Source organism: Nocardia sp. NPDC052254, assembly GCF_040679495.1.
GTDB lineage: Bacteria > Actinomycetota > Actinomycetes > Mycobacteriales > Mycobacteriaceae > Nocardia.
Genome location: NZ_JBFAUW010000002.1, coordinates 494,601 through 512,644, shown reverse-complemented (window position 1 = coordinate 512,644; position 18,044 = coordinate 494,601). Strand labels below are relative to the sequence as shown.

Sequence of the window (18,044 nt, the reverse complement as noted above, 5' to 3'; positions counted from 1 at the left end):
GCTTCCGGCGGTGGTGGGTCGGCCCACCGCCGGAGGCGCTCGGTTCCCGTGCCGAGCACTTCCTCGTTCCGACGCACCGCGGCCCACGACGATGACGTCGTGGGCCGCGGTGTTGTCGATCGGCTGGATAGCTCGGGTTCAGTTTCCCGGCTGCGGTGCCGGTGCGGGCTGGGGTGCGCCCTCGTTCGCCTGCGGGCTGGTACCAGGTGCGGCCGCAGCCGCTCCCGGAACCGCCGGGCCCATGCCGCCACCCTTGGTGACCGGTGAATCGAACTTGGCGACCAGCCACTTGCCGTCGTGCTTCTCCAGCTGTGCCACACCCGGGATGGTGATCTTGTCCGGCTGCGGCACGGCCTGGTTGGTCTGTTCCTGGGTGATCACCAGGACGACGTTGGCCTGGCTGTCGTTACCGGACTCCCACGCGCAGTGGATCTCGTCCAGCTTCGACTTGGCCTGCACGCTGACCATGGCCTTCTTCAGCGTGTCCGAGGCGTCGCCCCAGAACTTGGCCCATTCGCCCGTGGACTTGTCCCTGACGCTGGTGAAGTAGGCGTCCAGGTCCTTCGCGTCGTAGCTGGCCACGGCCTTACCGAAATCGCAGGCGGCCTGGGTCGAATCGTCCCGGTTGGCGAGCTGCTGGTCCCGGTCGTCGGCCTTCATCCAGAAGACCACCACCGCGGTGACCGCGGCGACCAGCACCACACCGGCCGCGAAGGCCGCGATGATGGGCGTCCACGGCGTGCTCTTCCCGCCGGCGGGCGCCGGAGCCGGGGCGGGAACGGCCTGCTTGACCGTCTTCGCCTCGGAGATCGGGCTCGCGGTCGGGAGCTTCACCGTCGCATCCGGATCACTTGCCGTCGCAGCGGAGTCGGCCTTCACCGTGGCGTCGGCCGCCGCGGCGGATTCGGATTCGGTGCTGTCGGCCTTCACCGAATCGGCCGCGACATCCGCCGCCTTGCCCTCGTCAGCGGTATCGGCCGACGCGTCCGATTCGAACTTGACCGTTGCGTCCGCGGCGGTGCTGTCTTGCGTCGTATCGACCTTCTCGGTCGACTCGGCATCCTTGTTCGCCTTGTCCTTGGCGGTGTCGTCATCGGACATGAATCGATCTGTCACCTTTCTCGCGTGGCCGTACCACGCCGTATGTTTTGGGCCACTCTACTCATCGCACCGGTGGAGGCGTCCGATCGTTCGGATCGGCGCCGGACGGCATCTGAGCTCCGTTGTTCGGAACATCGGGCCGAGGTGCGTTGGCCGAACCGCGGATCTGCTGGTCCGGTGGAGCGTTCGTGCAGTAGTTCCACTTCGGAGCCGTGCCGTCCGTCACCACATACGGCGCCACCGGTGCGTGCGAGTACTGGCAGAACGGACGCGGCCAGATGTCGACGACCGTATAGAACTCACCGTCGTGCGCGGGGACGCCGATGGCGGAACTACCGACGACCAGCGAGGGGAACAGTGCCCGCAGCGCCGGCAGTCGCAGCTGCGCGGACCGGGTGATGGCCACGAAGTTGTTGGCCAGACTGGTGATCGGATCGCTGGTCTTGTCCAGCGTGGCACCGAGCGCCTGCATCTGACCGGGCGCCTGATCCAGCACCTTGCGCAACTCGTCATTGGCATTGTTGAACTGAGTGAACAATGTCGACGAAGTGTTCGTCAGGGTGCTCAGATCGGGCTGTGCGTTCGAGGTGGTCGATGCGATGACCTGAAGGTTCTTCAGCAGATTCGTGGTCTGCGGAAGCAGATTGTCCAGGCCGGCCGTCACCAGGCTCAGCGCATCGATCATGTCGCGCAATTGATTCGGGCCGCCGCTCAGCGCGGTGTCCAGCTCACCGAGGATGGTGCTGAACCGATCGGGATCGATCTGATCGAAGAAGCCGCTGGCGTTGACCAGCACATCCGACACCGGGGTCGGGGTCTGCACCCGCTGTGGATCGAACGCGATCACCGAACCGTCCTTCAGGAACGGTCCCTGATCGGTATTCGGCTGGAAGTCGACGTACTGCTCACCGGCGGCCGACAGGGCGTGCACGACCACCTGGGTCGCGACCGGAATCTTGTAGCGCGTGTCGATCTCGGCCTCGGCCGCGATGGACGCGCCCTGGTTGGTGAGTTCGATCGAGTTGACCTTGCCGATGCGGAACCCGCGCAGCGTCACATCGTTACCGGGTTGCAGACCACCGGATCGATCCAGCGCGACCGTCACCGTATAGGTGCTGCGCAGCGGGTTGATTCGCATCACGCTCACCGCCAGATACGACGCGCCCACCACGAAGACCAGCACCAGTCCGAGCGCGGACAACAGCAGTTTGTGTTGTTTGAGCCAGCTCATCGGTGGCCCCCTGTCACTCGGCCGTAGACGATCTGCAGCACCTGAATCAGACTGCCCGCCATATCCTGCAGATCGCGCGCATCCCAGAACTTGCTGTGTGGCGGATCGGTGATCAGACCGGCATCGAGCTGGGTGAGGGTAGCGGCCACGGCGAGCGTGTTGCCCTTGAACGAGGCGTCTGCCTTCGGCCGGATCTCGTGCAGCGCGTCGAGCGCGGGCCCCAGGGTATTGCCGGTCTGTGACAGCGCGTCCATGAGTTTGTGTATGTTGTCGAGCAGTCCTGCCAGCTGATCGTGGCTGGTGTCGGCGTAATCACCAAGTGCCGCACTGGTTGTCGAGATCTTGCCGAGCAGATCGCCGATCTGCTTGTTGTTCTCGGCGATCGCACCGATCATCTGTGGCAGGGTGTCGGCCACCTGTCCCAGTTGATTGTGATTGGCCTCGATGGTGTTGGCCAATGCGTCGAATCCGTTGAGCACGCTGTCGATTCGATCGCTGTCGGCGTGCAGGGTGCCGGTCACACTCGTCATCTGCTTGATCAGGCTGGCCAGCTGATCCGGCCGGCCACCGACCATCGAATCCAGTTCCGAGGTGAGCTTGGTCAGCGAAGCGACGCCGCCACCGTTGAACAGCATGGACACCGACAGCAGCAGCTCCTCGACCGTGGCGCCGGCCGAGGTGTGGTCGAGGCCGATGGTGTCGCCGCTCTTCAACATCTGGGTGTTCGCATCGGATTTCGGCTTCGACAGCGCGACGAACACATCACCGAGAGGAGTCGCCTGCCGCAGCTCCGCGGTGGAATCCACGGGCAGGGTGATGTCCTTGCGGACGTCCATGTCGACGATGGCCTGGAAGTCCTTGGTCACGATGTGGGTGACCACACCGACATCGGAACCACCGATCTTCACCTTGGCCTGATCGGGCAGATTGAGCGCGTTGGAGAACACCGCGTGCACGGTGTAGGTGTCACCGGACTGCCCCGGCTTGGGCAGCGGCAGACTGTCCACCGTCAAGCCACAACCGGAGGCCAGCATGGTCGCCGAAACTCCCAGTGCCACCGATGTCCGGACCACCGCGGTGCGCCGCAGACGCTTCGATCCCATCATTTCGTCAGTCCCAACAGTGCGGCGGACAACCCTAGGTCGGGCCCGAAGTCCTCGATCTTGCCGGTCCGGCAGCCATCGGACTTCATCTGGATTCGTTCACAGAACAAGCTGACGATCTCACCGGTCAGGATGGTGCCGATGACGCCGTGCAGGCGGACGAAACCGCGATTGCGATCCATCGCGCGGTCCAGGTTCTGCAGCAGCAGCGGCGCCACGTCCGCGATCTCCACCACGCCGGCCGCGTTGCGGCGGAGCTGGTCGGTGACCGAGGTGAGCCCGGTCAGGCTGTCGGACAACTGATTCTGGTACTGACTGAACACTCCGCTGGTGTTGGCCAGGAAGCCATTGAGCTGATCGAGGGTGGCCTGCAGACCCGGTGCCTGCTCGGCCAGCAGCGACGACATCTGCGTCACCTTGTTGCTGAAGTCGCGGACCGATTGGTCGTTGTCGGCCAGCATCGAGGTCAACTCGTTGAGCTTGATGATGATGGTCGAGATCGCGTCCTTGTTGTCGACACCCACCTTCAGCGCACCCGACAGCGCGTTCAACGTGTCCCGGATCTTCTCGCCTTGACCGTTGACCATGTCGAAGAGCAGGGTGCCCGACAACGGGCCCTGAGTCTGGCCGGGCGCCGGCTTCAGCGCCGCGGTGAATTGATCGATGGTCTTGATCATCGTGTCCAGCTCGACCGGGGTGCGGGTCTGCTGCACGGTCAGATGCGTGTTGTCGGTCAGCTTGGGCCCACCGGTGTAGCGCGGGGTGAGCTCGACATGCCGGTCGGTCACGATCGACGGCGAAATGATCGCCGCGGTCACGTTTTTCGGAATGTCCACATCGTGGTTCACGGTCATGTGCACCTCGACGAATTCACCCTTGGGGATGATCTTGTCGATCCTGCCGACATCGAGGCCGAGGACGGTGATCGGATTGCCCTCGAAAATACCGGCGATATTGCGGAAATCGGCGGTGATGTGAGTGGAACCCCCCACCGCGTTCTGCACCGAACCACAACTGCCGACCACGAGCATCGCCGCGCCGATCGCCACCGCTTTGGTGGCGCGCGACAGCCACGGGGTTGCGAAAGTGCCACGGATCGATGGTTTGGTCAGTCTCATCCCTGGCACCCTTCGATCACTCGGGCGAAACACAACCAGTTGTCGGGGAACAGCCACGGCACACCGACCTCACCGTAGGGCCCGTTGCCGAACACATTGTTGAACTGCCGCAACGCGACCGGCATGATCTGCAGCATCCGGTCCAGGTTGTCCTTGTTCTTCTGCAGCCCCTGGGCCATGGTGTTGAGCTGTTCGATGGTCGGGCCGAGCTGGTTGTCGTTCTCCGCACCGATCTGCTGCAGTTGCTTGGTCAATGTCGCGACATTGTCGAGCAGCTGCGTGATCAGGGTCTGACGTTCCATCACCCGCGAGGCGATCGCCTCACCCTGCGTGATCACCAGCAGCAGGCTGTTGCGGTTGTCGCCCAGGATCTTGGTGACCCGGTCGAGGTCCTTGAGCAGACCGTCGACCTGATCGCGGCGATCGTTGATCGTCTTGGCCAGGGCGCCGACGCTGTCGAGCGCCTGCGCCGTCAGTTGCGGTGAACCGTCGATCTGATCACCGAGCACCTGCAGCGACTCCGACAGCTTCTGGGTGTCGAGCGCCTCGAACTTCGGCGTACCGATCTGCACCACATCGGCCAGGTCGTAGGGAACCTTGGTGTTGGCCTTGTGAATTCGCCCGCCGGGCAGCCCCTTGCCGTTTCCCGGATCGAGGTCGATGTACCGGGCACCCAGCAGGGTGGCCATCTTGATGGAGGCGCGGGTGTCCGGGCCGAGCTTCACATCGTTGTTGATCTGCAGGGTGATCAGCACGTGATCGCCCTCCAGCTTCGCCCCGCTCACCGTGCCCACCGGCACACCGGCGACATTGATCTTGTCACCGGTCTTCACACCGGCGGTCTGCACGAATTCCGCCTGCACATCGCGGGTGCCGACACCCAGTTTCTTGTAACCGGTGGAGACCACCAGCAGCACCACGATCAGAACGGCGCCGGCGATACCGAGCCAGAAGTAGCGATTGCCCTGGAACCGATTCCGGATCCCTTTACCGAAACTCGTCATGGTCGGCACACCGCCGAATGCGAGGGTCCGCCGATCTGACTGAGGAGACCGCGCGGGAGCAGCACGCCGTACAGCGAGACGTCCAGGGAGCACAGGTAGGCGTTGGCGAACGCACCGTCGGAGGTGAACTTGGAGACGTTGGCCAGGATGGCCGGCAGATCGACGGCCGCCTGATCCAGCTGGGGACCGTCGTTGATCAGCAGGGTCAGGGCGGCATTGGAGGAATTCTGCGCCGTCGCGATCTTGGGCTGAACCTGATCGAGCATGTCCACCAGGGAGGTGGTGGCATTCGCGATCTGGACGGTGGACGCCTGCAGCGACTGGCCTTGGTCGTACAGGCCGCCGATCAGCGACCGGGTCTGGGTCACCAGCGTCTCCAATTCATCACCTCGTTTCGCCAGTCCCGACATCACGGCCGACAGATTGGTGATCACATCGGACAGAATCACGTCGCGCCGCTGGAAATCACCGGCCAGCGCGGCGGCCTGGGTGATGAACGAGCTCAGCGATACACCGTCACCCTGCAGTGCCTGGATGAAGGTGTTGGACAGGCTGTTGACCTGTTCGGGCCGCAAGGTTTCGAACAGCGGCTGGAATCCGTTGAGCAGACCCGAGATATCGAATGACGGCTCCGTGCGGTCGACCGGAATCGAGCCACCGGCGCGCAGGCGCGAATTGTCGCCCTTGTCGCCCGGTTGCAGCGCCACGTACCGCTGTCCGATCAGATTCTGATACCGGACCAGGGCCTTGGTGTTGCCGAACAGCGTCTGGTCGCGCTGCACGATGAACGACACCTTGGCGCTGTGCTGACCCTCGAGCTCGATATCGGTGACCTTGCCGACCCGCACGCCCGCCATCCGGACGTCGTCGCCCTTCCGCAGGCCGAGCACGTCGGTGAAAACGGCCGAGTAGCTGTTGGTCGAGCCGTTCACCGTGCGCGCCAGGGTGTTCCAGATGACCACGGTCACCAGCACCGAGACGAGGGCGAAGATACCGAACCCGATCAGCGGCTTGCGAATGCTCATGAGCGCGCACCGCTCTCGGATACTTGCAAGGTTCCACCCCTCAGGATCGAGCTCATCAGCATGTATTCGGCCGTCGTGGGTTCCCGGCCGAGAATCTGCGCCATCGCGTCGCGCCCGGTGTAGTAGCCGATCGGAGCCGCGTGGGGCTTCGACGCGTCCGCTGCGGGCGCGGCGGCCGGAGCCGGCTGCGGGGCCGGTGCCGCAGGTGCACCAGGCAGCCCCGGCAGGGTCGGCAGCTGTGGGAACAGACCCTCCAGCGGAGTTCCCGCGAGCGGGTTACCCGACTGCGGTGCCTGACCCGGTGCGGCGGTCTGCGAGGTGTCACCCGTCGTCACACCGGGGATGGCGGGCAGGCCCGGCATCGGCGGCATCGGCGGCAGGCCCTGCGCGGAGTCGAGGACGCGCGGCTTCAGCGCCGGCGTCGGCGGACCCACATCGGCGACCTCCGGAGCGGTGCCGCAACTCGGCGCGGCGAGATCGCCGTAGCGCGGGCAGTCGGACCGCTCGTAGGGCTTGTACGGCGTGAGGGTCAGACCCAGATTCCAGATCATCTGCTTCTGCGGACCCCAGTTGAAGGTGGTGCTCAACGCCCGCACCGACGCGTTCAGATTCGAGATGGCCTGCGGGATCGCGGACGGATCCTCGGCCAGGGCGCCGAACATGTCGCCGGTACCGGAGGTCAACTGCTTGCCGACGTCGGGGTTACGGGCGAACAGGCCATTGACCTTGTCCACGGTGGCCGAGGAACCGGTGATCAGATTCGCGAGCTCACCACGCTTGTCGGCGATGGTCTGCGCGGTCTTCACCGATTCCGACAACGTCTGCATCAGATCGGGGGCCGACTGGTTGAGCGCATGCATCGAGGCGGACAGATTGTCCAGCGTCCCGGTGACATCCGGTACCGCGCCACGAACCTGGGTGAGCCAGTTGTCCAGCCGCTCGACGGTGGAACCGGGGACCCGGCCGCCATTGTCGAGCGCGTAGGACAGCGTGCTCAACACCCGGCCCAGCTGCATCGGATCGATCTTGTCGAGGATGGAGCGGACGGTGGTCAGCGTGTCCTGCAGGGCTATGGTGCCCTGGCTGTGGTCCTCGGTGATCTCCGAACCGGCCTTCAGCGAGGCGGCATCCGCTCCGTTGTAGACGAACTCGACGGAGGTGACCGCGAACAGGTTGCTCGGGACCACTCGCGCGGTGACATTGGCCGGAATGGAGGAGATGTAGTCCGGCTTCATATCGATGTGCACCTGCTGGAGCTCACCCTTGGCGGCCACGGACACATCCTTGACCTCACCGACCAGCACCCCGCGGAACTTCACGTCCGCGTTGGCCGGCAGTCCGTCACCGGTGGTGGTCAGATTCGCGGTGACGCCCACCGCCGGCTTCAGGATGTAGCCCTGGTACCGCGCGAACAGAAAGGCCAGCGCGATGACGAAGACGATGAGACCGCAGGCACCGGCGATGAGCAGCTGCCGCATCGTGGGTCCGCGGCCACTGGGATCGATGATCATGCCGGGCCCCCTGTGCCCACGCGGGACACCCGCACCCGGTCGGCCCAGCGAACAAGCTTCGCATTGTGGTTCACCGTGCCTGCTGTGCCCACGCGGGACACCCGCACCCGGTCGGCCCAGCGAACAAGCTTCGCATTGTGGTTCACCGTGCCTCCTATCCCGAGATCCTGATGCCTGGGTTGACACCCCAGATGGCCAGCGTGATGAACAGGTCGGCGAATACGACCGCGATGATGCAGAGCTTGATCGCCCGGCCCGCGGCCACACCCACACCTTCCGGACCACCGGAGGCGAAGAATCCGTAATAGCACTGGATGAAAGTCGTGATCGCCACGAAGAGAACAGCTTTCAGCAGCGACCACAGCACATCGTGCGGTACCAGGAATTGATAGAAGTAGTGCTGGAACGTGCCCGAAGCGGTTCCGCCGATGAGCCCCACCGTGACCGAGCAGGACAGGTACGCGACCGGCAACGCGAGGCAGTACAGCGGCACGATCGCGATCATCGCCGCGATCATCCGGGTGCTGACCAGATAGGGCAGCGGCCGGATGGCCTGCGATTCCAGTGCGTCGATCTCCTCGGCGATCCGCATGGAACCCAGCTGCGCGGTGAATCGACAGCCTGCCTGGGTCGCGAAGGCCACCGTGGCCAGCATCGGGCCGAGCTCACGGGTGGTCGCGAAGGCCGAAACAGCACCGGTCAGCGGGCTCAAACCCAACAGGTTCAGCGAGGTGTAGCCCTGAATGGCAACCGTCATACCGCCGAACGCGCTCAGAATCAGGACGACACCGATGGTGCCGCCACCGACGATCAGGCTGCCGTTGCCCCAGGTGACGTCGGAGAGCAGACGCCAGACTTCCTTCGGATAGTGCTTGAGCGCCAGCGGCATCGAGCCGATCGACCGCAGAAAGAAGAAGACCTGGTGGCCGACTCGCGCGAGCCAGTCTCGCGGTGCACCGGCGGAACCGCGGATCCGCTGCAGAGGCCGCAGTAGCGGCGGAACATAAGTTGACGACACCGGATCAAACCATCTGTGGAGGGAACAGGGCGTTGTAGATCTGCGTGATGATCAGATTCGTACCGAACAACATCAGTGCGGACAGCACCACCGCGGTGTTGACCGAGTTGGCGACACCGCCCGGACCACCGCGGGTGCTCAGCCCGGAGTCGCAGGCGATGATTGCCGCCAGCAGTCCGAAGATCAGCGATTTGATCAGTGCCACCAGCAAATCGGTGGTGACCGCGAACGACGCGAAGGTTCCGATGTAGGAGCCGGGAGTTCCGTTTTGGGCGAAAATATTGAAGATGTAGCCGGTCAGGAAGCCGACGAAGACCACGAATCCGCACAACAGCACCGATACCAGCATGGCGGCGCCGAGCCGGGGGGCAACCAGCCGGCGCAGCGGATCGACGCCCATCACCTTCATGGCATCGATCTCCTCGCGAATGGTGCGGGAGCCGAGATCGGCACAGATGGCCGAGCCCACCGCACCGGCGATCATCAGCGAGGTGACCAGCGGCGCACCCTGTTGGATGATGCCGAGGCCGTTGGCCGCACCGATGAACGAGGTGGCACCGACCTGCTGAGCAACCGAGCCCACCTGGATGGAGACGATGACACCGATCGGAATTGCCACCAGCAGCGTCGGCGCGGCGGCGACACTGGCCATGAATGCGCATTGCCGGACGAATTCTCCGAACGGGAACCTGCCGCGGAAGATGGCGACAAAAAGTTCCGTGACCGCTTCGACACCCATCGTGATCTGCCGGCCGAAGGTCTCGAGAGACCGCTTGGGGTGATCCTGCCAGTACGCCTTCGTCCAGTCCGCCGCGGCATTGAATCTAGATGGCGAGCTAATTGCCCCCGACCCGTCCGGACCGTTGGTGACTTGCACTGGCTACCCCTCTCGACGCCGGTTACCCGCCCCGACGACTGTTTCGCTTGAGGCACCTTACTACGGAGTTAGGAAAAACACATCACAATGTGTGCCTGTGGTCATAGACCCAGATCACGTCCGTTCTCGGGCTGTGATCGGCGGCACCGCACTGGTATAGGTCACAATGAACGGCCCGAATTTCTAGAACAGGTTCTAGTTTCCTGATCAATTGTCCAACTCGAGATCCGATAACAGATTTATCGGAATGAAATTCTCGTTATTAAGATTTGGCCCCCGAATACCGATGAAATCCTATAGCGCGTAGCCGCGTATCCACCGGTGCCGCGCGCGAGTGTCACATCTCGCCCCGCTCCGCGCGTCATCACACATCCACGGCATCGATCCAGCAAACTTCACCGGCGTACCCTGCGCGCCCCGGCGCGATTACTGCAAGGATGTAGTGCGTCAAGGCTGATATCGTGCGGACTTCCGACGTCTGGAGGGAAATGTTCAACTCACTCGTCAGGGCGGCTCGAGCCGCCTTTGCTGTAGCCCTGGGCGCGGCGCTGCTCGGGACCGGCGCGGGGGTCGCACAGGCCGATCCCGGTCCGCCCGTCATCGGCGGTGGTTCCGGGATCATCATCGACAACCAATTCGAATGCACGGTGACGACCATCGGCCACGATTCGGGCGGCCGCCTCATCGGTCTCACCGCGGGACACTGTGGTGAAGCGGGCTCGCAGGTCTGGGCCGAACAAGACCGTGGCGCGGGTGTGGTCGGACATTTCGTGTACTCCAATCACGACCTCGACTACGCGGTCATCCAGTTCGACCCGGGTCGCGTCACGCCGGTCAACCGGATCGGCAACGTGACGATCACCGGTATCGGCGCACCTGCGCAGTTCCCCAACATCATCTGCAAGGAAGGCCGCACCACCGGCAACACCTGCGGCTTGGCATTCGGTGACGTCTTCCAGACCGATGAGACCTGGGCCGAGATGTGCGTGGTCGAGGGCGATTCCGGTGCTCCGGTCGTGATCGGGACGACGCTGGTCGGCATGGTCAACGCATATCTCGCGGTGGCCTGCTTCGGTCCCGAGGTCGGCACCAACATGACCACGATCGTCAACGACATGAACGCGCATGGCGGCGCCGGGGCGGGATTCGCTCCGATCTGATCGGCTGCGCGACAGTCCTTCCAGCGGGCGGCGGTCCGAGTCTCGTACTCGGGCCGCCGCCCTTTTCGTGCCGGCGCCGTCTGATGCGGTACCACCTCACCCGGTGGTCCCGGCGCGGATCGAAGCTGCCGCGATGCCGTCCGGTTAAGGTGAGATTTGCTGGCCCGAAAGGAGTTTTCCGTGAAGATTCTGAGTGCGATCCTCTGTTCGATGGCCGCGGCCGGCATTATTTCGGTCGGCGCCGGGGCCGCCGCAGCAACCACCACGCAATGCACCGCTGACGACAATCGCGACATCACGATCGTTGCCGGTAACACCGCATGTCGTGCGATCGGAGATGAATCTGGACATGCCAGATCGGCGGGAATCGATGGCATTGGCTATGCCAAGGCAACCACTGGTGCCGTCGCGCTGGGGATGGGGGCATCCGGTGGAATCGGGGCCAGTGAGGGCATCGCCGGACTTCCGGTGGCCGTGGGGATGGGACCCGATGCCTTGGCCCTCACCTCGATCACCACGGACCCGGCGCCGGGCCGGATCGGGATCTCCTTCGCGATGAACGGATCGCAGGCACAGGTGATCTCCAGTCAGCGCAGTGCGGTCTGTCTCGGTTCGGCGGCACTGGCTTGGGACTCGCACACGGGGGCGGCCTGCGTCGCGACGCCGGTCGGGCTGTGGCGGCGAACCCCCACTTCGTGACGCGTCATACCCTGTCACGGAAAGAACTACGCCGCGACGGCGCGGCGGCAGGAGGTCGACAGGGTGGATGCGGCGGGCGCGGACATCGGCGATGCGCCACAGATGATCATCGATCCGCGGTTCGTACCGGTGGTGCACCATTTCTTCCGGATGTTCCCGCGGCCGGCGCGGGGCGGTGGCGCCTTCTCGATCTTCCTGCACGGGCGGCCGGTGGTGGACGTATGGACCGGATGGTCGGCGCCGGACCGGCGCTGGGAATTCGACACCGTGGCGCTGAGCTTCTCGACCGGCAAAGGTGTGGCGGCCACGGTGTTGCACCGTATCGCCGAGCGCGGACTGATCGATTACGACGCGGCCGTCGCCGAGTACTGGCCGGAATTCGGCGCGCACGGCAAACAGGACATCACGGTGCGCGAGGTGCTGTCGCATCGGGCGGGCCTGCACCGGGTGCGCGGCCTGGCCGCCACCTCCGACGGAATCCTCGACTACGACGCCATGATCGCCGCACTGGCCGCGGCCGAACCGGATGCGCGGCGGCTGCAGTCGTCGGGATACCACGCGGTGACCTTCGGCTGGCTGGTCGCCGAGATCGTGCAGCGAGCGACCGGCGAGCCGTTCACCGATGTGCTGCGGCGCGAAATCGCCGAACCGCTGCAGACCGAGGAGTTCTGGTATCGGGTTCCGGTGGCCGAACGGCATCGCGTCGCGCGCACTTTCCCACGATTGAAAATCCCCGGCATGCGCTGGGACACGGCCTCGAGGGTGATCGCGCGTAGTCGCTCGATCGGTGCCATCGCCGAGGCCGGAATGCCGGAAGGTCTGGACGCATTGATCGGCGATCCGCGCGTGCACGACGCGGTGATACCCGGTTTCAACGGCGTCTTCTCCGCACGTGCGCTGGCTCGGATGTACGGCGCCCTGGCCAATGCGGGCCGGGTACTGCTGCCGGACGGATCCTGGAGTGCGCCCCTGCTGCGGCCGGAGACCATCGACACCGTCAACCAGGTGCAACGCAGCGAACACCGCGACTACGTGATCGGGGTGCCGGTGCCGTTCACCTTGGGCTATCACCGTCCGCCGATCGCCTCACGACATCCGCTGCGCCGGGCATTCGGCCACTACGGGGTGGGTGGCTCGGGTGCCTTCGCCGATCCGGCATCCGGGATGTCGGTCGCCTTCGTGACCAATCGGCTCGGAAATTCGCTCAACACCATCGGCGACGGGCGGCTGGCCAAACTGGGTGCCGAGGCACGCGCGGCACTGGGCTGAGCCGCCCGACCGGGCCGCCCGACCGGATCGAACCCACCGCCGTCCTGTCTCGTATCCGTTGTATGGGCGCACCGACAGCAGGCAGCCGACATCGAATCCCGCTGATTTCCGGCGAACGGACCGCACCCCGGCGACCGAGATGGGCGGCCGTCGACGCGCTGGTGGCCGGAACCGATTTCGAGCACTACTTCCGGCTGCGCCGAGCGCGCGACGGCGATCCATTCACGGTGCGTTTTCCCGGATTCGGTTCGGTATTGTTCACCGGGACTTCCAGCGGCACAGAGGAATTACTTCGGGCACCGGCCGCAATTCTTCGACCGCCGCAGCCGAATCCCATTGAACCGCTGATCGGATCGGCGTCATTGATACTCGCCCGTGATCAACGACATCGCGACGATCGAGCACTTCTCACACCCGCATTTCACCGGAATCGAATTGCGGGGTACGGCACGGTGATCCAGAACAGCACCCGGACCGAGCTGTCGGGCAACGGAATCGGGCCCGGCTGGCTGCCGGGAAACGTGATCGATGCGCGGGTGGCTGCGCGCGCACTGACCCTCCGGGTGATCCTGAGCTTGATCTTCGGCGCCGACGACCCGGCCCGTCACCGCGTCTACACGGCGACCGTCGGCAATTTCCTGACCGCTTTCAGCGGACCACTCATGCTCGTTCCGGCATTGCGGCACAACGCATTCGGATACTCGCCGTGGGACAGGTTCGTGCGGTCCCGACGCCGGCTCGACGACCTGCTCGACTCCGATATCGCCGAGCGTCGCGCCGGTGACCGGGGTGACGGCGTGCTCGACGACCTGCTGAGCGCTCACCAGCCGGGCGAGGGCGCCCCGGACGACAGCGAGTTGCGCGAGCAGTTGCGCACCCTTCTTGTGGCCGGTCACGAAACCACGGCGACCGGTCTGGTGTGGGCGCTGTTCCATCTACACCGCGACGCCGACGCACTGTCCCGGCTGCGCGCCGAACTCGATACCGCCGGGGACCTCGAACCCGAGGACCTGGCCCGGCTCCCGTATCTCGACGCCGTCTGCCGGGAAACGCTGCGCCTGCATCCGCCGGTGCCGATCGTGCTACGTCGATTGACCGGGCCGTATCGGCTGCGTGGCGTGGATCTGGACGCCGGGGACACCATGGGTGTCGCACTACCGCTGTTGCACTCCGATCCGGACTGCTGGGAGAACCCCGCCCGGTTCCTGCCCGAGCGATTCCTCGACCACCGTTACAGCCCGTTCGAATTCGCGCCCTACGGTGGCGGGCATCGCCGCTGTCTCGGCGCCGGCCTGGCCGACTTCGAGTTGCGGATCGCCTTGGCGACGATCGTCGCCCGAGTCGAATTGTCGCTCCCACCGCGCTATCGTCATGGCCGAATTCCGCGCTCGGTACCGCACAACATCGCGACCGGACCACATCGCGGCATCCGCTTCGTCGTGGAGGGAATCCGCCACAGATAGAGTGATTTGTCTCACAATGAGGTTTGCTGGGTATCGATTCGCGCTTCTCGGCGCGTCGCGGGTGCCGCGGTCGACTCGCCGATCCGAGCGGCGCTTTCACATCCCAGCAGCGGCGTGGCGCACCAGTGGTGACCGATCACACTTCACATTCGAGTAGTTCATAACTGCGCGAACGCAATTGGCCGATGTCCCCGCGAGATGTAGTAATGGATGCCGGGCCGGGGCCTGATAGACCACTCGCGCATTCTCGCGCGCGAGTTTCTGCGCATGTCATGCGCGTTCGGAGTTGGAGAGGACGAAACGGCTGTGCGCACCACCACCTGTCGGAAGCGGACCGGTCTGCTCACCTTCGCGGTGACATCACTCGCGGTGACCGCCGCCGGCGCGATCACCATGGCATCCGCATCGGCTGCACCACTGTGGCCCGGCGGGCCCGACGTACCCGGCGCCCCCGCTGTGGTTCAGTCGCCCCAGCCCGAGCCCGGCGCCGCGCCGGTGAAGAACCCGCCGCCGTTGCCGCGGGCCGATTTCGCCGCACCGAGCGTCAGCCCGAGCGACGGTGACGTGGTGGGTGTGGCGCAGCCGATCATCATCAACTTCAAGGATCCGGTGGGCGATCACGCCGCGGCCGAAAAGGCCATCCGGATCACCTCCAGCAATGCCACCCACGGGCACTTCTACTGGCGGGGTGACAAGCAGGTGCGCTGGCGGCCCGAGGAGTTCTGGCCCGCCAACTCCGACATCACGGTCGAGGCCGGCGGCACCACGGTTGCCTACAAGGTCGGCGACGCGGTCGTCACCACCGCCGACGACGCGTCGCACACCATCACCATCACGCGCAACGGCGAGGTCATCAAGACCATGCCGACCTCGATGGGCAAGAAGGACCACGAGACCCCCAACGGCACCTACTACGTCGGGGAGAAGAACCGGAAGATGATCATGGACTCCTCCACCTACGGGGTCCCGGTCACCGATCCGCAGGGCTACAAGCTCGAGGTCGAGTACGCGACCCGGCTTTCCAACAGCGGCATCTTCGTCCACGCCGCACCGTGGTCGGTGCCGCAGCAGGGTGTGTCGGACTCCAGCCACGGCTGCCTCAACGTCAGCACCGAGGACGCGCAGTGGTTCTTCGACAACGCGCAGAAGGGCGATCCGGTCGTGGTCACCAACTCCACCGGCAACCTCAGCGCCGGCGACGGAATGGGTGACTGGAGCTGAGCTCAGCCGAGCCCTCTCTCCAGGGGCTTCAGTGCGGCGGTAGGCGGCTCGGTCGTCGGTCTCACCTTGTGAGCCACGGAGGTTCTGGCCGTCCCCGGTGAGTTACCGACGTGCTCACCCGCCTCTCCGCGTCTTTTGCGGGCGGCATGGGTGCCGTCGACCGTCATGCATCCGTAGCGACTCGAGTGCCGAACCGATTCTGGCCGTCCCCGGTGAGTTACCGATGTTCTTGCGAAATCTGTTGTTCTGATTTGGATTTCGGTGGTACTCGCCGGGTTCGCTTCGTTTCGGTGCGCTCTGTCCTCGCCGAGGGTTCGTTCAATTGCGGGCCAACGCGTCCGGCTGCGCTTAGGATTCGCGCATGTCCGGGGTGTCGGAAGGTGCGGGGCTCGGCCGTGATGCCCACCGGAAGTTCAGGTCGTCGGGTCTCGGGATTCGCGGGGTGTTCACGCGCCGCGGGCAGGATGCGGCGATGCGGAGCCGACCGGAGCGGACCTTGCCGCGCAATCGCGGGCGCCGACGGCCGTGGGGGGACTACGGGTTGTTCCTGGTCCTGGTGGTGCCCAATCTGGTGCTGCTCGGACTGTTCGTCTATCGGCCGCTGGCCGACGATATCCGGCTGTCGTTCACCGACTGGAATCTCGCCGAGCCGCTGGCACACTTCGTCGGGTTCCGGAACTATCGCGAGTGGTGGAGCCGCGACGATACCTGGCAGATCGTCGGAAACACCGTCGTATTCACGGTTTTCGCGGTCGGCGGCAGTATGGTTCTCGGCCTCGCGCTGGCACTGTTGCTGGATCGGAAACTGTTCGGCCGCAATGTGGTCCGGTCGGTGATCTTCGCGCCCTTCGTGATCTCCGGGGCCGCGGTCGGGGTGGCCTTCCAGTTCGTCTTCGATCCCGGTTTCGGACTGGTGCAGGATCTGCTGCACCGCATCGGAATCGGCGATGTCCCGGATTTCTATCAGGATCCGCACTGGGCATTGTTCATGGTGACGGTCACCTACATCTGGAAGAACCTGGGCTACACCTTCGTCATCTATCTCGCCGCATTACAGGGTGTACAACGGGAACTGCTGGAAGCGGCGGCCATCGACGGCGCCGGGCGGTGGACCACGTTCCGCCGGGTGCTGCTGCCGCAGCTGCGGCCCACCACCTTCTTCCTGTCGATCACGGTCATGCTCAATTCGCTGCAGGTCTTCGACATCATCAACGTGATGACCCGCGGCGGACCGCTCGGCACCGGGACGACCACCATGGTCTACCAGGTCTACGACGAGACCTTCCGCAACTTTCGGGCCGGCTACGGAGCGACGGTCGCCACCATCATGTTCGTGGTGCTGCTGATCATCACGCTGGTTCAGGTACGGGTGATGGATCGGGACGAACGATGAACTCCACTTCACGCCGGCGGCAGCTGCTGGCAACGGTTTTCGGATATGCGGCAATGGTCTGTGTGCTGATCGTGGTCGGCGTCCCGCTGTTCTGGATCCTGATCACCTCATTCAAGGCGCGGCCCGACATCTACACCCAGCCCGCGGTGTGGTGGCCGCACAGCTGGCATCCGGAGAACTATCACGAGGCCACCACAACGCTGCCGTTCTGGACCTTCCTGCGCAATTCGCTGATCGTCACCACCGTGGTCGCGGCGGTGAAGTTCGCACTCGGAATCTTCAGTGCCTACGGCCTGGTATTCCTGCGATTCCCCGGTAAGACGGTGATCTTCCTGGTCATCATCGCAGCGCTGATGATCCCGAATCAGATCACCGTGATCTCCAACTACGCCCTCATCGCACAGCTCGGCTGGCGGAACACCCTGCAGGGCATCATCATCCCGCTGTGCGGGGTGGCATTCGGGACGTTCCTCATGCGCAATCATTTTCTGTCGCTACCCGTTTCGGTGATCGAGGCGGCACGGATCGACGGCGCCGGCTGGTGGCAGCTGCTGGTGCGGGTGGTACTCCCGATGTCGGGGCCCACCATGGTGGCCTTCGCCGTGGTCACACTCGTCGGCGAATGGAACGAATATCTGTGGCCATTCCTCATGGCCGACGATTCGAGTGTTGCCACACTGCCCGTCGGACTGACGCTGCTGCAGAACACCGAGAATCCGAGTGTCACCAACTGGGGTCCGGTGATGGCCGGCACCCTGCTGACCATGTTGCCGATCCTGGTGGTGTTCCTCGTCCTGCAGCGCCACATGATCAAGGGCCTGACCAGCGGCGCGGTCAAGGGCTGAGCCGAG

16 protein-coding genes are annotated in these 18,044 nt (G+C 64.6%); 7 read left to right on the top strand and 9 right to left on the bottom strand.

Going from position 1 to position 18,044, the window contains the following annotated elements:
- Positions 1 to 138: 138 nt before the first annotated feature.
- From AB0L57_RS07285 to AB0L57_RS07245, 9 genes are all read right to left on the bottom strand, one after another.
- Positions 139 to 1,101: a hypothetical protein gene (locus tag AB0L57_RS07285; RefSeq protein WP_364958543.1), complete on the bottom strand. Its 963-nt coding sequence runs from the start codon at positions 1,099 to 1,101 to the stop codon at positions 139 to 141.
- Positions 1,102 to 1,162: 61 nt separating this feature from the next.
- Complete coding sequence (locus AB0L57_RS07280) at positions 1,163 to 2,332, bottom strand: MlaD family protein (protein WP_364958540.1); 1,170 nt, start codon at positions 2,330 to 2,332, stop codon at positions 1,163 to 1,165.
- Positions 2,329 to 3,435: an MCE family protein gene (locus AB0L57_RS07275; protein WP_364958537.1), complete on the bottom strand. Its 1,107-nt coding sequence runs from the start codon at positions 3,433 to 3,435 to the stop codon at positions 2,329 to 2,331. Before AB0L57_RS07275 ends, AB0L57_RS07280 begins: the two co-directional genes overlap by 4 nt.
- Complete coding sequence (locus AB0L57_RS07270; RefSeq protein ID WP_364958535.1) at positions 3,435 to 4,553, bottom strand: MCE family protein; 1,119 nt, start codon at positions 4,551 to 4,553, stop codon at positions 3,435 to 3,437. The genes AB0L57_RS07275 and AB0L57_RS07270 overlap by 1 nt, the downstream gene beginning before the upstream one ends.
- Positions 4,550 to 5,557, bottom strand: coding sequence for an MCE family protein (locus AB0L57_RS07265; RefSeq protein WP_364958532.1), 1,008 nt, complete (start codon positions 5,555 to 5,557; stop codon positions 4,550 to 4,552). Before AB0L57_RS07265 ends, AB0L57_RS07270 begins: the two co-directional genes overlap by 4 nt.
- Complete coding sequence (locus tag AB0L57_RS07260) at positions 5,554 to 6,582, bottom strand: MCE family protein (RefSeq protein ID WP_364958530.1); 1,029 nt, start codon at positions 6,580 to 6,582, stop codon at positions 5,554 to 5,556. Before AB0L57_RS07260 ends, AB0L57_RS07265 begins: the two co-directional genes overlap by 4 nt.
- On the bottom strand, positions 6,579 to 8,093 hold the full coding sequence (locus tag AB0L57_RS07255; RefSeq protein ID WP_364958526.1) for an MCE family protein: 1,515 nt from the start codon (positions 8,091 to 8,093) through the stop codon (positions 6,579 to 6,581). Before AB0L57_RS07255 ends, AB0L57_RS07260 begins: the two co-directional genes overlap by 4 nt.
- Positions 8,094 to 8,247: 154 nt before the next feature.
- Positions 8,248 to 9,111 (bottom strand): ABC transporter permease, encoded by an 864-nt coding sequence (locus AB0L57_RS07250; protein ID WP_364958523.1) that lies wholly within the window; start codon positions 9,109 to 9,111, stop codon positions 8,248 to 8,250.
- 4 nt (positions 9,112 to 9,115) lie between these two features.
- The gene (locus AB0L57_RS07245; protein ID WP_364959309.1) at positions 9,116 to 9,952 is read right to left on the bottom strand and encodes an ABC transporter permease; all 837 of its coding nucleotides are present in this window, start codon (positions 9,950 to 9,952) and stop codon (positions 9,116 to 9,118) included.
- A 524-nt stretch (positions 9,953 to 10,476) separates the two neighbouring features.
- Here AB0L57_RS07245 and AB0L57_RS07240 point away from each other — a divergent pair.
- The 7 genes from AB0L57_RS07240 (at position 10,477) to AB0L57_RS07210 (ending at position 18,038) form a co-directional block, all read left to right on the top strand.
- Positions 10,477 to 11,148, top strand: a complete 672-nt coding sequence (locus AB0L57_RS07240; RefSeq protein WP_364958520.1) for a serine protease — start codon at positions 10,477 to 10,479, stop codon at positions 11,146 to 11,148.
- A 180-nt stretch (positions 11,149 to 11,328) separates the two neighbouring features.
- Complete coding sequence (locus AB0L57_RS07235; protein WP_364958517.1) at positions 11,329 to 11,847, top strand: DUF6764 family protein; 519 nt, start codon at positions 11,329 to 11,331, stop codon at positions 11,845 to 11,847.
- A 102-nt stretch (positions 11,848 to 11,949) separates the two neighbouring features.
- Positions 11,950 to 13,116 carry a serine hydrolase domain-containing protein gene (locus AB0L57_RS07230; protein ID WP_364959307.1) on the top strand — a complete coding sequence of 389 codons (1,167 nt, stop codon included), beginning with the start codon at positions 11,950 to 11,952 and terminating at the stop codon, positions 13,114 to 13,116.
- A gap of 62 nt (positions 13,117 to 13,178) precedes the next feature.
- Complete coding sequence (locus AB0L57_RS07225) at positions 13,179 to 14,579, top strand: cytochrome P450 (RefSeq protein WP_364958514.1); 1,401 nt, start codon at positions 13,179 to 13,181, stop codon at positions 14,577 to 14,579.
- Positions 14,580 to 14,972: 393 nt separating this feature from the next.
- Positions 14,973 to 15,800 (top strand): L,D-transpeptidase, encoded by an 828-nt coding sequence (locus tag AB0L57_RS07220; RefSeq protein ID WP_364959305.1) that lies wholly within the window; start codon positions 14,973 to 14,975, stop codon positions 15,798 to 15,800.
- Between the two features lie 472 nt (positions 15,801 to 16,272).
- Entirely contained in the window at positions 16,273 to 17,193 is a 921-nt protein-coding gene (locus AB0L57_RS07215) for a sugar ABC transporter permease (RefSeq protein WP_364958511.1), read from the top strand.
- Positions 17,190 to 18,038, top strand: coding sequence for a carbohydrate ABC transporter permease (locus tag AB0L57_RS07210; protein WP_364958508.1), 849 nt, complete (start codon positions 17,190 to 17,192; stop codon positions 18,036 to 18,038). The genes AB0L57_RS07215 and AB0L57_RS07210 overlap by 4 nt, the downstream gene beginning before the upstream one ends.
- Positions 18,039 to 18,044: the final 6 nt, after the last annotated feature.